Here is an 18,766-nt window from a genome sequence, read left to right as displayed (position 1 = left end):
GTCGTGGGGAGTCGAAGGGGAGGCGGAGCTACATCGCGTTCCACGCGGCGGCTGAGGTCGACGCGATGGTGAACGTGTCGCCGGTGGCGGTGTTGCGGAAGAAGGCCGTGATGGTCTCGCCCGCGGGGATCACGCCGAGGTGGTTGTTGTGCGTGAAACTTCCGGAGCCACCGACGGTGACGTTCGAGGTCGAGCCGACGGCGGAACCGTTCCGCTGGATCTGCACGTCGTAGTTGCCGGTCGGCACGTTGTCGTACCGGACGCCGACGTCGTAGCACCCGTTCCCGCCGCTCTGGCAGGCGTGCGGCCCGGTGGACTTGAACAGCGATCCGCTCGGCTTCGGCGGCGGCGGATCGTTCACCGTCACCTGGACGGGGCCGGCCTCAGGCCCGGTGCCGCCCGGCCCGGTCGCGGAGACGTAGAGCTGGTAGGTGCCGGATGGGACCTGGCCCTGCATGACCTTGCTGCCCGTGGATTCGCCGGAGTACACCGCGCTCGAGCCCTTCATCACCCGCCAGGTGTACTTGTCGACGCGACCGCCGGTGTCCGCCGGGGCCGACCACCGCATCGTCAGCGTCGACGGGGCGTCGCCCGACGAGTCGATCGAGGGGTTCTGCGGCGCGCTCGGGACGCCGTATGCGGTCGCCGTCTCGGCTCCCGAATCAGCGCTGTTCCCGACCGCGTTCTTCGCGTAAGCGCTGAAGGTGTAGCTCTGCCCGTTGGTCACGTCGAAGGAGCAGTCGTTCCCAGGAGCGCACTGCCGGTCGCCGCCGCCCGTCCACTTCACCCAGTGCGACTCGATCGGCGAACCGTTGCTCGCCGGCGAACCGCCCACCACGACGACGATCTTGCCGCTCTTCGCGCTCTTGACCGCGATCGTCGGCGGATCGGGCACGTCCTTCACGATCACCGTGATGCGACCCTGGACCTTTCGGTTGGGGTCGTTCGTCGCGTCCTGGACCGTGTAGATGACGCTGACGGTCCCGCTCTTCGACGAGCCGGGGGTCACCGTCACCGTGCTCCCGGAGAAGGTCGCCGTCGCTCCGCCGGCCGGCGCGCTCTCCACGGTGGCGTCGACGATCTTGAGGGGGGTGTCGGGGAACGGGTTGTAGTCGTTCGCGAGCACGCTGATCGACTCGGCCTTGTTCTTGCGGCCCTCTTCGACGCGGTCGTCGATGGCACGTGGGAGCGGCCTCGTCGAGGAGACGACGCGGACGTTGATCGACCCCGGGACGGAGTACTCCTTGTAGTTCACGGTGAACGTCAGCGTGGCCGAGGTGCCGGGTTGCGTCCCCTGAGGAGCGGAGATCGAGACCTGCGAACCGGAGAGGCTGCCCTGGACGCCCGCGGTCGTGCCGCCGAAGCCCTGGTAGGTGAGCGCCGCGAGGATCTTCGGGTTCGGGTGGTCGCTCGACGCCCGCAGGTCGACGGTGATCGGCGCCTCACCGGCCTCGATCGTCACCGTCGGCGGGGTGAACGTCGGCGGGACGTCCTCGAGGTTCGGGTCGCCCACCGTGATCGGCAGTGTGAGCAGCTTGCTCTCGCGGCCGTCGGTGGCTTCGAAGCTCACCGAGGCGGGTCCGCGGTAGTCCTTCGCCGGGGTGAAGGTGATCGTGGCGTCGTCGACGTAGCTGGAGGTGCCGTTGCTCCGGAAGTTGACGACACTGCCCTCGGAGGCGATCGTGACGGGCTTGCCCGAGGGCGCCTCGGTGATGTCCGAGAGCTTCCAGGTGCGCGTCTCGTTGACCTTGACGATCTGCTCCGGTAACGGGTTCTTCATGCGCGGCGGCTCGCCGTCGGTCGCCGCCGGGACGATGAGGAACGCCGCCCCGCTCAACTGCGTGACCGGGTCCGTCAGCCGGTACGCGATCGCCTGGCGTCGATCGGTGAGGGTGACGCGGATGGTGCCACCGTCGCGGACCTCGCCGGAGGCGGCGTTCGCCCCCTCCAGGCTCGGCTGCAGATCGTCGATGAGCCCGCCGGGGTTCTGCGCGCCGTCGAGCACATCGATGTCGATGGTCTTCTTGCCGACGATGTCTGCGTCCTCGAGGACGTGGTCATCCGCCTCGGGGAACTGCGGCTTCGCGTCCTTCGTGACCTTGACCTGGATGTAGGCGCTGTCGATGCCACCCTTGCCGTTGGTGATCTGGTACCGGACCGTGAAGAACGCCTCCTCCTCCGGCACTTCGATGACGACACGGCTCTTGCTGACCTCGGCGGTGAGGCCGTCGTCCACCGAGAGCAGCTTCGGTTCGAGTTTGAGCTTGTACCCGTTCGGGTCGGAGTCGTTCGAGAGCACCGGCACGGACGCCACCTTGCCCGGCAGGACCTCGATGTAGTCGTCGACCGCGTTCGGCTGGCCGTCGACCTCCGGGCGTCCGATGACCCCGATCTTGATCGTGCCGACCGCGACCGCGCCGTAGGTGTCCTTGACCCGGTACTGGAAGGTGTCGGTGCCGGAGGAGTCCGGAGCCGCCTCGTAGACGAACCAGGTGCTCCCCTGATCGATGACGCGACCGAGCAACGGTGCCGAGGCGATGTCGTCGACGACGACGGAGTCACCGTTCGGGTCCAGGCCGTCGAGCGGGACGTCCACACGGACCGTCGCACCGGCGAACACGCGCGAGGTGAGCAGCTGCGGCACAGGCGGCTGGTTGTTCTTCTTGTCCTCGCCGACCACGTTGAAGGTGACCGTCGCCGTGTCGGCCTCGCCGAAGGTGTCGTACACACGGTACGTCGTCGTGTAGGTGCCCGGTTCGCTCGGCGCCTGGAAGCGGACCTCGTCGTCGTCGACGAAGGCGAGGCCGGCGGTCGGATCGTCGACGAGCTGGCGGTCGACGAGCATGACCGCCGCGTCCGGGTGGTAGTCGTTCTCGAGCACCGCGACGTTGGCGATGTCGCCCGCGCGGACGACGACGGCATCGTCGGTCGCGACCGGTGCCTGATGCTTCGGCAGCGGTGGCACCGGGACGACCGTCACGGCCGCCTGAGCCGACGAGGTGCCGTCGGACACGACGTAGGTGAACTGCAGCTGCTGCTCGATCGGCGCGGAGGAGGACACGCGGATGACCGCGCTGTCGAGGACCTCGACGGACAACGAGGTGGACTCGTCGGGAACGGAGACGGACTGCACGGCGAGCACCTGCCCACCCGGCGACTCGTCGTTCGCGAGGACCGGGATCGTGATCGTCTCGTTCGGACGCAGATAGCCTTCGTCCTTCACGGCGACCGGCGGACGCACGTCGGACGGCTTCTCGAGGACGTCGACGCGGATGAGCCCGATGCTCGAGGCGATACCGGCGCCGAGCGTGTACTTCAGGTAGTAGGTGCCGGGCTCGTTCGAGGAGACGGTGACCGACTGCTTCTCGAGGCTCGGCGAGGACACGAGACCGCCCTGCAACGCTTCGACGCCGATGAGACCGAGCGGGGCCCCACTCGGTGACTGGTCGTTCGCCAACGGCTGGACGAGCGCGGACTCGCCGACGAAGGTCGAGACGAAGTCGGGTGTGCCGATCGGGCTCAAGGCTCCGGCGGGCTGGACATCGACCTTGAGGGTGCCCTCCGCCGAGTTGACCCCGTCGGACACGACGAACTTGACGTCGCGCGGGCCCATTTCGGGCGAGGCGTGCGTGAACGTGACGAAGCCGTCCGGGGTGAACCGGACGAGGTCGCTGGACGCCGGTGAGGCCGACTGGAGGAAGATGTCGTCGCCGTCGGGATCACGCCAGTCGGCGAGCACGTTGTAGGTGACCGTCTGCCCGGCCTCGACCGACACTGCGGCCTCGCGATGCGACGTCGGCGGCTCGTTGACCTCGGGTGGCTTGATGGCGATGCTCACGTTCGCTTCGGCCACGCCGCCTGGGCGGCCGTCGTTGACGGAGTACCGGAACGACGTCGTCCCGGCCACGAAGCCCTCGGCCGGGGTGAACTGGAGCGCGCGCCCGCCGTCGATGTACTCCAGCTTGCCGGTCTCGGCCGCGACGTCGCTCGTGTTCTGGATCGTCAGGACGTCGCCGTCGGCGTCGGAATCGTTGTCGAGCAGTGGCAGGACGGTCGCGCGACCCGGGCGGACGCCGAACGCGTCGTCGCGGGCGATGGGCGGACGGTTCTCCTCGGTGCGCTCGGCGAGCGTGTCCTCGAAGGACTGCTCGGAGGCCTTCTCATCGCCGTCCTCGCCGTCCTCCTCCTGCGGGGGCGTCACCTCGTCCCAGTTGTCGACGAGACGCATGTTCGCCTGCACGAGCCAGGAGTTGCCGGTCTGGACGTTGTTGAGGGCGATGACCGAGCGGTTGACCCGGAAGACGAGCTGCTGGCCGATGGTCTCCGGGTTGATGTCCTCGATGACGGGCTTCTTGTCGGCGCACTCGGCTGCGTAGCGGCTCGATGAGGCCCAGGCTCCGTGCATGCAGCCGTCGAGGTTGACCGGTGCCGTGACCTCGGCAGCGCTCGTCGCCGCCGTCGCGACATCGGCGTCGAGCACCTCGGGGTCGCCGCCGCCGAGCGGGACGCGGATGAGCGAGTCACCGGTGGCGATGACGGCGGCGTCGTCCGATGCCGACGGCTCCTGGATCTTCAGCGGTTTGCCCGGCAGCTCGACGACGGAGCCGTCCTGCTTCACGAGGTCGCCGGACTTCACGTCGAGGATGACGGCCTGCTCACCGGCCGCACTCAACTGGTAGTCGTCGAGCTTCGGGAGCTTCGACTCGGTCTTCGTGCCATCGGGCAGGATGCGGTAGAGGCGCCCCTTCGCGGGTGCGACCGCGAGGATGGTGCCCGTCGAGGTGACGACCGCTTGACCGGCCTTGCCGATGGACACGATCGGCTTCGTCTCCGTGGGGTCGAAGCGGAGCTCGCCCGCGGCGTCGACGGACCAGAGCTTGCCGGTCTCCCCCGCCACGACCGAGAGTCGGTCGCCGCCGTAGTGCACCGTCGCGCCGGTCGGCAGCGAGACACGCTGGATGAGGCTCGTGAAGGCCGGGTCGATGCGCTCGAGCGAGGACAGCGCCTTGTCCTGGAGGAAGACGTCGTCACCGTCCTGCAGCACGTCGGCGTTGTTCGACGCCGTCGACACCGCACCGTCGAGTTCGGAGATCTGATCGTTGAGACGCCCCGCGAGGAGCGACTCGCCGTTGGTGACCCAGACGTCGCGGGACTCGAGGTCGACCTCCGTGACCGGGAAGCCCTGGTGGATGAGTGCGGCGGTCACCGGTACGGCGACGAGGACCGACAGGGCCGTGATGGACGCCGCCGTCTTGCGTTTGCGCAGCCAGGCACTCCAGTTGCTCACGGTCCCCCAGGTGATGTTCGGTCAAGCATCGGTCGATGCGCCACGCTGCAAACGCGGAGTCACTCTAACAAAGAAGTCCGTCATGGAAAACGGTTGCGAGGGTCAACCATGAACCGGTTGTCCCCCGCCGACGTCCGCCTGATCGGCGTGGTCGAGGAGCGGGAGGTCACTGGCGTCCACGAGTCGGGTCGAGACCGCGTACTCGACCAGCCGTGCACGACGGCCGGTCGCGAGCTTCCCCGGCCCACCGCGGAGCCCCTGCACCCCGAACTTGTCGAGCTTGTCGCAGACGTTGTCGAGCTTGCGGTTGAAGGTGGTCTGGCTCCAGCCGAGGCGGGCGGCAGCGGCGGCCGACGCCGGGATCTCGCCGCGACCGGGCGACGCCTGGCGCAGGACGTCCTCCGCCAGGGCGACGATGAGGAGGCGCTGGCTGCTCGTCAGGTGGATCGGCCCGACCGTCGTGGTTCCGGCGGTGGTCGTCGAGAGCTGCGACGGACTGAAGTACTCGAGGTCCGAGGTGATCGTGAAGTCGTAGGTCGTCGTCCCGGCACTGAACAACACCTGCAGCTCGGGGAACACGATCGGGAGCCGGGCACCGGGCGCGAGCCACGCCTGCACGTTGCCGGTCGTATCCGTCACCGTCGCGGAGAGGGTGTTCCCGATGTTCGTGAGCCACCAGAGCCCGGCATCGAAGGTGACACTGAGGAAGGTGCGATGCAGGAAGGGGTTCTCGTCGACGACGAGGTCGCCCTCGCGCCCGATCAGGAACGGCTTGCGTGCGTCCACGGCGTACTCCTCGCCGCAGAACTCGACGCGCACCGCCGTCCTCGTCGTCGCCGTGTCCGTCGCCTCGTCCGTGGTCATCGTCTGGTCCCCCTGTGGTCGGTCATCGTCTCGCTCCAGCTACTGCTGCGAGCACATCTCGAGTGGATCGGGTGAGGTGACGCCGCCTCGGACGATCACCACCTCGATGCACAGCTGCGCACCCGGAGCGCTCGGCTTCAGGTCGACCGCGTACGTCGAGGTCGGTACCTTCGGCGAGTTCTTGCCGCTGCTCGTCACCTGGTAGATGTACGAGTCGCCGTCCTGCGGATCCGGGTTGTCCCAGATGAACGTCACGACGCTGCCGTCCTCGCTGATGTTCACCCCGAACGGCTTCGGCGAGGGGACGTCGCTCAGTTGGATGGGCGCCCCCGTCGCCGCGGCCGTCGGCTTCGGGTCGGCGGCGGCGCCCTGCCAGATGATCCCGGCCGCGATACCGCCGACCGCGAGCACCGCGACGCCCCCCGCGACGAGGAGGCGGGTCAGTCGGCGACGTCTGGCCCGTCCGGCGGCGTCGGCATCGGGATCCTCCGTGGGAACTGCAGCCGCGGTCTCGAGGCGGTCGCGGCGGATCGTCTCGGAGGGCACCGAGGCCGCTCCGACGGTGATCGGCGCCGACGGCTGGATCGGTTGGACGAGCGGTCCGGCCGAGCGCACGACCGTCTCGTCTCCGATGGACGGCTGCACATTCGGCACGCCGGGTCGGGGCTGGGCCTCGACCGTCGGGACCTGCCGGACCCGCGTCTCGTCCGACGCACTGCTGGACGTGTCCGGTCGGGGGGCCTGCGACTGCGGCTGTACGAGGTTCGGGATGTCGATGGGCGTCGGCGCGTAGGCCAGCTCCATCTCGACACGCTGCAGCGCCCGCGCGAAGTCGACGGCGCTCTCGAAACGGTTGGCGCGGTCCTTCGCGAGGCCCTTCTGCAGCGTCGCGACGAGGGACGCCGGTGCGTCGTCGCGCCCGAGCGGGGTGACGGTCCCGCGCTCGATCCGGCTGATGAGGTCGGCCGCACCGTTCGACTGCCCGGGGATCTCGAACGGCGTGCGTCCGGCGAGCAGGGTATAGACCGTCGCGGCCAGGGAGAAGACGTCGGATCGGACGTCGGGATGCGGCTCGTCCTCGAACATCTCGGGCGGTGACCAGGGGATGGAGAGACCCACCGTCTGGGTACCCGAGGCGCCTGTCGAGCCGACGTCGCCCGGCCGCCCGGGGCCGGCCGTCGACGGCACCTCGAGTTCGACGGCCTGCGAGATGCCGAAGTCGGTCAGCGCCGGCCAACCGTACGCGTTCGTGAGCACGTTGGCCGGCTTGATGTCGCGGTGGAGGATGCCGGCGGCGTGTGCGGTCGCCACCGCACTGGCCAGGCGGACGCCGGTCCGCAGCGCGTCGGCGACGGCGAACCGCCGCAGCTTCGCCTGCTCGGCGAGGCTCGGCCCCGCGCAGTACTCCATCGCGAGGTACGGTCGGCCGTCCGGGGCGACGTCCGCCGTGTAGATCGTGACGATGTACGGGTGCGCGGAGAGCTGCGCCATGAGGTTCGCCTCGGCGACGAAGGCCTCGCGGGTCTGCTCACTGAGGTGCTCGGCGAGAAGCACCTTGACGGCGACCTGACGCCGCGGCAACTGCTGCTCGTACAGGAAGACGTCGGAGAACCCACCGGCTCCGAGCTGTCGTTCGAACCGCAGCCCGGGGATGGCCGGCGGTTGCGAAGGTGAGCGGCGCACGTCAGCCCTCTCGGACGCGCAGCGCGACGCCGCCGCCGAGGTCGATGACGGTCCCGACGATCACCGGTGTCGGCTCCCCCGGTCGCAGGGACTGCGGCGCCTGACCGGGCAGGACGACCTGCGTGCCGTTCCGCGAGTGCAGGTCGGTGACGACGACCGTGCCGCCCTCGACCGCGACGCGCACGTGGCTCCGCGAGATGTCGTCTCCCGTGAGCGTGACGAGCGTCGGGACGACCGACGCCGGGACCTGCGAGACGCTCGGCGCCCGGCCGAGCACGACGGGTGAGGCCAGCGACTGGCGAGTGCCGCCGGGGAGCTCGAGGTAGGTGAGCGGCGTGGCCGACGGGGTGGTCGATCGAGCAGGCGGGGTCTCGGCCGCGCGACGCGCACGCAATGCGGCGAGATCCTCGGCGAGGATCGTGTGGCCGTCGTGGTCGCCGAGGTCCGATGGTCCGGCTGCTGCGGGTTCCGGCGCGGCGACTGCGGTGGGGGCCGCCTGCTGGTGCGCCGACGCCTCGGCCGCCGCGCGTTCGGCGTCGCCGGCCTCGTCGACCGCCGCCGCACCGACCGGACGGAGCACGGTCTGGCCGAACAGGAAGTCGTAACCCTCGTCGACGGGCTCCTCCGGGGTCGTCGGGGTCTCGTCCGGGTCGTCCTCGTCGTGGAAGAACTGGGTGTCGGAGACGGACGGCACGACGTGGAGCGGTTGAACGGGCTCGACGTGCGCAACCGGGGGCGCCTCATCGCCGTCCGTCCCGTCGTCCGCGTCGTCCGAGGTCGCCGCGGATGCAGCGGGCTCGGCGGGGGCCGGGACGGGCGGGGCCGCGAGCTGCTCCGCCGCGGTCGGCGTGCTCGTGGACGACTCGGTCGGCCGGCGCTCGTCGGTGGTCGGAGTGGCGAGGGAAGCCGTGGCCTCCTCGTCGAGGGTCGCCGTGATGGAGGTCGTCCAGACGGCTCCCGACCCGAGCGGGAGGCGCACGCCGGACGGGTTCGGCTGGTCGCTCCGGAGCGTGACGCTCACCGCGTCGGCGTGGTGTTCCTCGACCCAGGTGGTCGCGCGGGCGCCCAGGACCGTCTCGGTCCCGGCGGCGCTCGTCACGACGGCGGCCGCGAGCCCGCGCACGATGACCGTCGCGCCCGATTCGTCCCAGACGGCCGCGGCGAACGCGGGCGTGTTCGAGAGACCGCCGGCCGCGAGGCGGTCGACGATCAGCGACAGCGACGCGTCGCCCGGGAGGTCCGCGGCGAATGCGGCAGCGGCGGTGTCGTCGCCCTGGGCGTCGACCAGCACCAGTCTGCCGGGCCCCGCCACAGCGAGCCAACGGCGGACCTCGGCCGGTTCCATTTCGTACGAGTACACGGCCACTCCTCTAGCCTCGCGGCATCGTCTCTTCAAGATACCCGAGACCACCCGCGTCATCGTAGCCGGGGCCGCTGGACATCAGCGAGGTCGACACGACGTCGACGACGAGCGCGGTCACGTTGTCCCGTCCGCCGGCGGCCAGCGCGAGCTCCACGAGGCGGTCGGCGGCACCCTCGAAGCCCTGCGACAGGACCTCGGCGATCCGTTCGTCGGACAGCTCACCGGTGAGCCCGTCGGAGCAGAGGAGGAACCGCTGCCGCCCGGCGACGGGGAGGAGCCAGACGTCCGGGTCGATGCCGGCCTCGACACCGATCGCCTTCGTCACGATGTTGCGGTCGGGGTGTTCGCGCGCCTCCTCCTCCGTGATGGAACCAGCGTCGACGAGTTCCTGCACGGCCGAGTGGTCGACGGTGATCCGACGGAGTGCGCCATCGGCCCAGGTGTAGACCCGGGAGTCACCCACGTTGAACACCATCCAGTGCAGATCGGTCTGCGGCGACAGCGCCACGAGCGCGAGACCCGCGACGGTCGTGCCGATGACCCCGTTCGGCGTGCGGATACTCCGGATGACCGCGTTGGCGGCGACGATCATGGTCACGACCGCCTCGGTCGTCGTCGGCATGCCGATCGGGATGCCGCGTTCGAGCGCCGCCGCGACCTCACGGCTCGCGACCTCGCCGCGTTCGTGCCCGCCCATGCCGTCGGCGACCACGAAGGCGGGCGCGCCGGCGTAGAACGCGTCCTCGTTCAGGCGTCGGACCAGCCCGGTGTCGGTCCGGCCCTCGCTGCGCAGGGTGTGCGTGGACCGCGCGGTCTCGATCGTCGTCATCCCGTGCCTCCGAACGTCGCGGGCAGTTCGGGGACTGCTCCCGGCCAGCTACCGTAGCGCGACTCGAGGTCGGCGAGCTTCAGCGAGACCGACTGCCCCGAGTACGGGATGGCAGAGACACCGATCTGGGCGAGAGCCGCTGTGACGGCGGCCTGGTCACGACCGGCACCCGTGACGCCTAACGTCACGTACTGCTCCGGTGACTCCTCACCCTGCGACCACACCTGTCCCAGAACGAAGTCGAGGAGAGCCGCGTCTCGTGTCTCGCCATCCCCCGCCGCGATCTCCGCGGTGAACGCTTCGTCGAGTTCCACGTTGACCGAGAGGTACCCCCTGGATCCGTCGTTCGCTCGCGCGATGCGAGCAGTCACACCGTCGATGGCCTGGATGGCCTCCACCGACTCGTCTATGGACCGAACCGGACCGGACGGGGACGGATCGCCGACCGGTGGGCGCTGAGCGCTCGGCATGAACGTGCACCCTGCGAGGAGTCCGCTCAGCAGCACCGATGCGATGAGCGATGCCGTCGTCCTGCGCCTCACTGGCGGGTCCCCCGGTAGTCGACGACGGTCTGATCGCCGCTGAAGAACGGGTCCGCTGAATCGACGAAGGCATCGACACTCGGGTCGCCAGCGCTCGCCACATGATCGGCGAACTCCTCGTACCGATGCGAATTGTGCGAGAACGCGATTCCCGGGCCATCCTCCTCAAGCTCCTGCGTCGCCGGGTCGATCAACCGTGGTGCGTCGCCCTGCACCGTCGTCCAATTGGCCCTGTCCGGATTGTCCCGTCCGTCCAACCGTGCCACTGGGTCCTCTTCGAACTCGAGTGACAGCACCTGGACGTCATCGGGGATGTCGTATCGCGCGACCGGCGAGCCCGCGGTGGCGACATGGGTGATGTTGAAGGGTACCGACGGGTCCGAGGCGATCAACCCGGCCGTGATCCCGCCCAGGCTGAACCCTTCCAGCATGACCGGATCGGTCGATGAGATGCCCGCGGCGCGCATGGCGTCGAGCACCGCGGAGGCCAATGCGGTCTGCTCCCCCTGCATGGCGACGACGTCGGAGGTGGAGTCGTTCGCGGCGGGCCCCGCGTCGGGATTCCACACCTGGGTACTGGGTATCTGCACGATGTACGACTTCGGCGGGCCAGCGCTCTCCACGATCCGGATGTCGCTGAAGTCGTCGCCGCCGATCCGATCGATTTCGCTCGAACCGTTCATGAGATCGCCGAGCCCCCGCACGTCCGTGTCCGGGACGGCATGAGGCTTCGGCTTCCCGTCGGCACCGACCTCGAGAGCGGCGGTGCCATCCTCGAAGAGGCCGAACCGGCCGCCACCGGTGGCGATGGCGTCGATCGCCTGCTCATAGGTGAGCGGCGGCCAGCCCTGGCCGGTCACGACCGACATGAGTCCGTTGAAGCCGGGCAACAACCCGGGGAGGAAGGTGAGGCCGGCCAGCAGGCCTGGAGCGCCGTCCGTGAGGATGTCCTCGATCCACGCGTTGTCGCCCAACCATTCGTTGGCCGCCTGACCTGCGATCGGAGCGAGTTCCTGCAGTCTCGCGAGCGCGTCCGCATACGTCGCGGCGGTCCGGTCGATGACCTCCTGCGGTGAGTAGGCGGCGATCGAGTTGGCGGTGAACAGTCCCGCGACGCCGGCCGGCGAGAGCAGCAGCCAGGGGTTGTCGCCGATCTGGTCCAGCGTCTGCTCGGCGCCCTCGACCAGCGAGTCGACACCCTCGACGACGACGTTGACGCCTGCCACGGTGAGCATCCACGCCCCGCCCACCACCGCCACGCCCGCAGCTGCGACGAGGCCGACCGGCACCGCGAGGACGCCGATGACGAAGGCGACCCCGTTGTGGAGGGCGACGGTCGCTGCGGCGATCAGCTGGTCGGCGGTCTCGTAGGCGACCACGGCGCCTTCGAGGAAGACGGCCGAGACGCCGGTCTCGGTCGCCACGAGGAGCAGGGAACCGGAGGCGAGGACGATGGCGCCTTCCGCAGCCGCCCCCGTCACCGGCGACAGGATCATGGATTCGAGCAGGTCGCCGTCGACCGCTTTCGCAGCGGCCGTGCCCGAACGCCCGATCAGCTCGGTCGACAACGTGGCGAGTTGCTGCGCCTGCAGTCGCATGTCGTCGAGCTTCGCGCCGACGCCTCCGGCTCCACCGGAGACCGTGATGCCGCTCATGCCCGTGCTCCCTGGATGGTCGCGGCGATCGCCAACACCTCGGCGACGATGTCCGCGCGACGGACGGCCCGGAGCGAGACCCGGGTCCCCTCGGCGACGGTGGACGGGTCCATACCCGCCGCTTCGACGTCCGGAGTGTCGACCGACACGGCGACCCAGCCGTCGGCACCACGGAGCCACGTGTCCGTCCACCGTCTCATGGGCTCCCCGCTCCGGGAGAGTGCGTCGAGCCGGAAGCCGCCGTCGATCCGCTGGGCGACGCCGCCGAGGAGCACTGCGGCCTGCGGGCTGTGGAGCTGTTCGACGACCGCGCCGACGACGTCCGGTCGGTCCTGTCGGAGCGCGAGGACGAGCGCCTCGGCGTCCGCGAGCGGGAGGACGACCACCTCGGTCGAACGACCGCGCGTGTCGGGGACGTCGTGGAGCGCGGAGAGGGGTCGCAGGAGTTGCTGCGCCAGGCCGGCGGTGTCGAAGGCGCGGATCTCGACGGCGTCCTCGTCGCGCGCGGCCGCGCCGTGCTCGGCGACGGACGCGTCCGAATGGTCGACCCGCTGCGTCCGCAACAGCGCCAGAGCGTGCGCGCCGATCACGGAGACGGACTGGATCGCCGTCCGGTCGAGGGTCCAGCAGGAGGCGTCGACGGCCGCCGTCGCGAACTGCGGCATCGACAGGAAGGCGGCGAAATCGGGATCGACATCAGCGGTGAGGTCGTCCGGGAGGGTGTCGTCGCCACGGGCGAGGAGTCGCCGCTCCCGGAGCCGCGCGACGGCTCGCTGCTCGCGCTCACGGACTTCGGCGGGCTGCACGTCCGAACCCCATTCGGTGTGGAAGGCGGGTGGCAGCACGATGTGCGGGGTGCGGTGCTCCAGGACGTGGAGTTCGTCCGCGGTCAGCAGGAAGGCTGCCGCGGCCGGAGCCGGGCGGGTACGGGTCATGGGCATCAGGGGGTCCATCCTCGGCTGCGGTAGAGGTCTGCCAGGTCCAGCCAGCTGCGGTCACCGGGTGTCGGAAGCGATGGCGTGGAGGCGACGATGTCCTTGGCCTGGTGCACGAGGAAGTCCGGGACCTCCTGGCCGAAGAACTCGAACACCTTCGCGGCACCGTCCTTGACGGTCTCGACCGCGCCGGAGACGAGGTTCACCGCGTCGTTCCAGCGGTCGCCCACCCAACGCGCGGCATCTTCGATGAGCTGCTTCACGTGTTCGACGGCGGTCGCGTGCGCGTCGAGCTTGTCGGCCGCGTCGTCGAGCTGCGTCGCCGAGTTCTCGAGCGAGACCGCCCGGGTGCCGAGCTGCTCGATGAAGGTCTCCGCCGCGATGGAGGTCCACGCGAGCTCGGCGGCCGAGCGGAGGTCTCCGGCACGGCTACGGACCTCGGTCGCGAGGGTTCGTAGCTCCGTCGCGCGGAGGCGGATCTGTTGGGTGTCGCCGTACACTGCTCGCTCCTCGTCGCGTGGTGCTGCGTCGCTGTCGCCGTGGGTCGCCTTCGCCGGAAAACCCGCGCGCCCTCACCGACACCTGGTCGGGAGGGCGCGCAGAGCGAAGCCGACGGTGGTGACTACTGGCCGGCGCCGGCAGCGAGCGCTGCGTCGGTCTGCTCGAGCGTGGTCACAGCGTTGTTGAGGTAGCCCGACAGCTTGTCGAGGTGCTGGATCGTGACCGTCGCGCTCTGCGTGAAGGCCGTGTAGGTCTCGTTGAAGGTGCCGGACGCGGTGTCGGTCTGGAACCCGGAGGACACGAGGTTGTTGATGAGGGTCTGGAGGCGGTTGAGCGTGGTCTCGACCTCGCCCTTACCCGTCGTCAGGTTGACGGCGGCCTGCTTGATCTCGCTGTAGTTGACGTTGATGTTGGCCATGAGTCTTGCTCCTTCGTTGTGGTCACCGGCACCGTCGGTGCCTTCATCATGTAACCACAACGCCTCGCGGGAGCACATGGGGAGCACTCCCCATGCAGTCCCCACCCAGGGACGACGCCGCTCAGGAGACGGGGAACTCGGGCGCGATCGGCAGCTGCACGCGCGACAGCGCACCGCGGTTCGCGTAGATTCCGCGCCCCTGCGGGAAGTCCTTGCGCGCGAGCCTGGGGAAGGTCGTCCGGAGGACGAGGTCGCCCTCCATCTGCTCCGGCTGCAGCAGGATGCCCCGCCTGGCGCTCTTGATCTCGCCCATGAGCGGCCAGGACGACGACCAGCCCGACACCTCGTTCTCGGCGATCACGAGATGGTCGCTGCGTTTGATGGCCTTGATGAGCTCCACGAGCGGCGGGTCGGCGATGCCGTTGAGGTAGTCCGACAGCGTCTCGATGACGACGACCGTCCGGCCGGTCACCGTCTCGGCCGCGATCGCCGCGGACAGCGCCTTCGCCTGCTCGGCGATCGTCTCGGGGGTGACGGCCGACTCGTCGAAACGCAGCTCCCGCAGCAGTTCCGAGCGTTTGGAGCCGAAGTAGACGAAGCGCGTCGTCGGATCGAAGCGTCGCATGGCGCCGACCAGGGATGCGACGGCGTTCGTCCGACCGCTGCCGGGAGGGCCGCCGACGAGGAACGCGCCGGACGGGTCGAACCCGATCGGTGCGAGGTCGGCGTCGCCGATGCCGAGCACGGGGCGGTCGCCGACGCGCTCGGGCAGCTCACGCGCCTCGATCTCCTTCGGCAGCGCGCCGATCGGCGGGGCCGTGATCGTGGCTCCCGCGCGCGACATCGCCTCCGCGAGCCGGACCGTCGCGACCGACTGGTCCGAGAGCACCGGCGAACCACCGAGGATCGCGACCTGGACCTCGAGACCGTCGACGATCGCCCGGCCGGCGGGCGACTCGGGGCCGAGGATGTCCTTCGGCACGCCGAGGAGCTGGTAGCCGGTCTCGTCCGCGAGGCGCAGCACCACGCGTCGCTGCACACCGGAGCTGATGTTCGTCGGGACGGAGCCCGGGCGATCGGCCGAGAACGCGATGTTCACGCCGAGCTGGCGGCCGTCGGTGATGAGCTGCTGGAACAGCGTGTACCACGAGGACAGGCCGAGCGTCGTCTCGTACTCCTGCCGGAAGGACTGGAAGCCGTCGACGAGCAACAGGATGCGGCGCTCGTCGTTGCGACCCGAGACGCGGCGGTAGTCGGTGATGGAGGACGCGTTCGCCTCGGCGTACCGGACGCTGCGCTCGTCGACGATCTCCTTGATCCGGCGGAGCAGTCGGATGACGCGCTCCTGGTCGTCGCCGGGGATGATCGAGCCGACGTGCGGCAAGGCCTCCAGCATGCGGAGGCTGCCCGCGCCGAAGTCGAGGCCGTACACCTCGACCGGACCGCCCCGCGGCGTGATGCCCGCCGCGGTGGCGAGGGTCCGCAGGACGGTGCTCTTGCCCGAGCCGCCGGTGCCGAACACGGCGATGTGGCCGTCGACGTCCGGCCGGAAGTAGACCGGGCGCTGCTCCTGCGAGTCCGGGAGGTCGGCGACACCGATGAGCAGTTCGGCGTCGGACCGCTGACGGAGCTTGCTGAGGTCGTAGACGGGCGCCAGCTCGTCGAGCCAGGGCCGTCGCGGCGCCGGGATCGACGCCCGGTCGGCTGCGGCGATGATGCTCGCGACGAGCCGCTGCTGGTCGGTGGGGCCGAGGTCGCGCTCCTCCTCGGCGTCGGCCGCGCGGGGCTCCTCCCAGCGCGTCTCGCCGCCGAACCGCAGCTCGCGGACCTCGATGTCTGAGCGCTTCGGCTCGTCGCTCGTCCAGCCGCCCGCATAGCCGGACTGGAAGATGCTCAGGCGCCCTGGACCCGTCTTCGCGATGCCGCGGCCGGGGACACCCGGGTCGAAGTGCGCCGCGTCCTTGACGCCGACCACGTCCTGGCTGTCGGACTCGTCGGCCATGCGCAGCGCGACGCGGAGGTTGGTGTTCGCGCGCAGGTTGTCCTTGATGACACCGGCGGGTCGCTGGGTCGCCATGATGAGGTGGATCCCGAGGGAACGACCGCGCTGGGCGATGTCGACGACGCCGTCGACGAACTCCGGGACCTCGCCGACGAGCGCCGCGAACTCGTCGATGACGAGGACGAGGGCGGGCGGCGAGTCCGGGTCGCCGCGCTTCTCGAGCTCGAGGAGGTCCTTGGCCTTCTTCCGGTTGAGCAGGTGCTCGCGGAAGTGCAGCTCGGCGCGGAGGCTCGTGAGCGCCCGCCGGACGAGGTGCGGGCTGAGGTCGGTGACGAGTCCGACGCAGTGCGGGAGCGTCACACAGTCCGCGAAGGCCGAACCGCCCTTGTAGTCGACGAAGAGGAACGAGACGCGGTCGGGGCTGTACTCGGCCGCCATCCCGAGCACCCAGGCCTGCAGGAACTCGCTCTTACCGGCACCCGTCGTCCCGCCCACGAGGGCGTGGGGGCCCTGGGCGCGGAGGTCGAGATGCATGGCGTCGACACCGCCCGATCCGACGGTCGCGCGCAGCTGGCCGGCCCGGCGGGGCTTCGGCGGGAGCCCGGGCGTGCGGTCGTGGATCGAGGAGTTCTGCCGCCAGCGGTCGACCACGGCGTCGCTCGAGGTCGTGAGCTCCGGCCCGAGCAGCGTCACCATCGACACCGACCGCGGGAGGTCGCTCGAGTCCTCGACGAGGGCGCCGGCGTCGATCACGGATGCCATACGTCGCGCGTAGTCGAGGGCCGTCACCGGGTCGACGAACTCCGGGCGGGCGTCGTCGACGGAGTACCCGAGGCGGACCATGCCGACCGTCGCCGGTGCGTCGACGCCGGCCCCGGCCTCCGGGACCTGCAGGAAGGTGCGGCAGGCGGCGGGGAGCGAGACGACATCGTCGGCGATCCAGATCGGGAAGACCCCCGCGTCCGCCGCGATCTCGGCGAGCTGGACGAGGCGTGCGCGGTCGACGCCGACGTCGTCGGAGATGAGCAGGACGATCGCGGGGATCGGGGACTTCGTGCCGGTGTCGTTGGAACTCTTCGTCCCGATCTCCGCGCCGCGCTCCTGGGCTGCCTGCTTCTCGGAGATGGCTCCGCGTCGGGCGTCGCCGGCCCGGGCCGCCTGCAGGCGGGTCTGGACGAGCTCCTCGATCGCGGCCAGCAGCAGGTTGCCGCTCGACACGCTGTCGGCGAGGTGGCCGACGTCGAGCGGGCTGTTCGGCGAGGACGCGTGCGGGAGCCACTTGACCCACGAGAGGGCGTTCGACCACGCGGGCGAGACGATCGCCGAGACGACGACCTCGGCCGGCGAGTGGAGGGCGGTGAGCTGGACGAGGATGCCGTTCACTGCGCCCCCGGCCGTCTGCGGTGAACCGGCGATGCCGAGCGCGCCGGCGTCGTAGAGGTTGTCGATGATCGGCACGTCGGCGACGGTCGCGTACTGGTCCTTGAGCTTCTCGAGTCGTTCCTGGAACTCCGGCAGGAAGCTGTCGCGGGCCTTCGCCGAGACCTCGTTGCGCGACGGCATCGTGCCGACGCCGAGCCGGAGGTTCAGGAAGGACCAGTGCTCGGGGCGCCTGGTCCACAGCAGCGGCCCCCGTGTGAGCGCGTGCTTGAGCGCCTCGGAGGTGGACGGTGCCTCGCGCATGCGGACGTCGTGCTCGATCTCCCGCTCGGCCGCGAGCTGCTTGCCGAGGGACTCGAGCCGCTCGTCGAAGATCTTGATCTGCTGCTTGAGCTTGCGCTTGTTGCGCCCGCGACCGGTGAAGTAGTTGCCGATGAGCATGAGCGGCGTCATGGCGATGAAGATCAGTGACAGCGGGTTCTTCGTGAAGAAGTACATCGCGCCACCGAGGAGCATGGGCGTGAGCATGCCGAGGAGCGGGAACGGCTGGTTCTCGCGCTCGGTCGGCGGCTCGGGAGCGGGGAAGGTCTCCCCCGCGTAGCGCTGTTCGACGCGCGGCGAGCGGTTGAAGTACACCGGCCCGGCCTTCGGGACGACACCCGCGCGACCGACGGTCCCGGCGAAGCCGATCTCGACCTCGGTGTCGCCGATGAGCACGCGCTCCGGCTCGATGACCTTGAGTCGAGGCACGATGCCGCCGTCGACGACGATGCCGTTGGCCGCGCCGAGGTCGACGAGTTCGATCTCGCCGCCGACCTCGAGGCGTGCGTGCCGCTTCGAGACGAGCGGGTCGTCGAGGACGATGTCGCAGCTCGCCTCACGTCCGATGGTCCAGCTGCCGGCCGGCAGGGTGAACTCACGGCCGGCCTCGTCGCCGGAGAGGACCCGCACGACGGCGACGGCGGGCGCCTGGCCGGTGCGCGCCGCGGAGTAGTACACCCCCGCGTCGGCGAGCTCGATGACGGCACCCGAACCGACCCACGCCTCGCCGATGGGGGCTTCCGGCGGGAGCGGGAGGGTCTCGGTCGAGCCCGGCAGGCGCGCGTGCAGCGTGAAGTCGGCGTTCGCGGAGTCCGGCCCCTGCGGGTCGACGCGCGCGATGGTCGACGCGACCTCCGCGATGCTCGCCGCCGCGTCCGTCGTCACGACGATGTCGGCGGACGACCCGGACGGCCTGGTCAACGTCAGCTTGATGCGCATGCAGGATCCCCTTGGAAGTGCGGGCCGCTCGACGCGACCTCGATCAG

11 protein-coding genes are annotated in these 18,766 nt (G+C 70.1%); all 11 read right to left on the bottom strand.

The features are described 5' to 3' along the window. Nucleotides 1-28 precede the first annotated feature (28 nt). Complete coding sequence (locus ACLIME_RS00760; protein WP_411557994.1) at nucleotides 29-5,287, bottom strand: Ig-like domain-containing protein; 5,259 nt, start codon at nucleotides 5,285-5,287, stop codon at nucleotides 29-31. 102 nt (nucleotides 5,288-5,389) lie between these two features. After that, nucleotides 5,390-6,151: a hypothetical protein gene (locus ACLIME_RS00755; protein WP_411557993.1), complete on the bottom strand. Its 762-nt coding sequence runs from the start codon at nucleotides 6,149-6,151 to the stop codon at nucleotides 5,390-5,392. Between the two features lie 39 nt (nucleotides 6,152-6,190). Further along, nucleotides 6,191-7,834, bottom strand: coding sequence for a serine/threonine-protein kinase (locus ACLIME_RS00750; protein ID WP_411557992.1), 1,644 nt, complete (start codon nucleotides 7,832-7,834; stop codon nucleotides 6,191-6,193). Between the two features lies 1 nt (nucleotide 7,835). Then, nucleotides 7,836-9,194, bottom strand: a complete 1,359-nt coding sequence (locus ACLIME_RS00745; protein ID WP_411557991.1) for an FHA domain-containing protein — start codon at nucleotides 9,192-9,194, stop codon at nucleotides 7,836-7,838. 10 nt (nucleotides 9,195-9,204) lie between these two features. After that, nucleotides 9,205-10,026: a PP2C family protein-serine/threonine phosphatase gene (locus tag ACLIME_RS00740; protein ID WP_411557990.1), complete on the bottom strand. Its 822-nt coding sequence runs from the start codon at nucleotides 10,024-10,026 to the stop codon at nucleotides 9,205-9,207. Beyond that, entirely contained in the window at nucleotides 10,023-10,424 is a 402-nt protein-coding gene (locus ACLIME_RS00735) for a hypothetical protein (protein ID WP_164486925.1), read from the bottom strand. The genes ACLIME_RS00740 and ACLIME_RS00735 overlap by 4 nt, the downstream gene beginning before the upstream one ends. A gap of 140 nt (nucleotides 10,425-10,564) precedes the next feature. After that, entirely contained in the window at nucleotides 10,565-12,223 is a 1,659-nt protein-coding gene (locus ACLIME_RS00730; RefSeq protein ID WP_124768807.1) for a hypothetical protein, read from the bottom strand. After that, nucleotides 12,220-13,164 (bottom strand): hypothetical protein, encoded by a 945-nt coding sequence (locus ACLIME_RS00725; protein ID WP_079705249.1) that lies wholly within the window; start codon nucleotides 13,162-13,164, stop codon nucleotides 12,220-12,222. Before ACLIME_RS00725 ends, ACLIME_RS00730 begins: the two co-directional genes overlap by 4 nt. Then, nucleotides 13,164-13,658 (bottom strand): hypothetical protein, encoded by a 495-nt coding sequence (locus ACLIME_RS00720; RefSeq protein WP_411557989.1) that lies wholly within the window; start codon nucleotides 13,656-13,658, stop codon nucleotides 13,164-13,166. The genes ACLIME_RS00725 and ACLIME_RS00720 overlap by 1 nt, the downstream gene beginning before the upstream one ends. A 122-nt stretch (nucleotides 13,659-13,780) precedes the next feature. Further along, nucleotides 13,781-14,077: a WXG100 family type VII secretion target gene (locus ACLIME_RS00715; protein WP_056008215.1), complete on the bottom strand. Its 297-nt coding sequence runs from the start codon at nucleotides 14,075-14,077 to the stop codon at nucleotides 13,781-13,783. Between the two features lie 121 nt (nucleotides 14,078-14,198). Beyond that, entirely contained in the window at nucleotides 14,199-18,719 is a 4,521-nt protein-coding gene (locus ACLIME_RS00710; RefSeq protein ID WP_411557988.1) for an FtsK/SpoIIIE domain-containing protein, read from the bottom strand. Nucleotides 18,720-18,766: the final 47 nt, after the last annotated feature.

This window comes from Plantibacter sp. MPB07 (assembly GCF_046619465.1).
Taxonomy (GTDB): Bacteria; Actinomycetota; Actinomycetes; order Actinomycetales; family Microbacteriaceae; genus Plantibacter; species Plantibacter auratus.
This window is presented reverse-complemented; position numbering and strand designations above follow the sequence as displayed.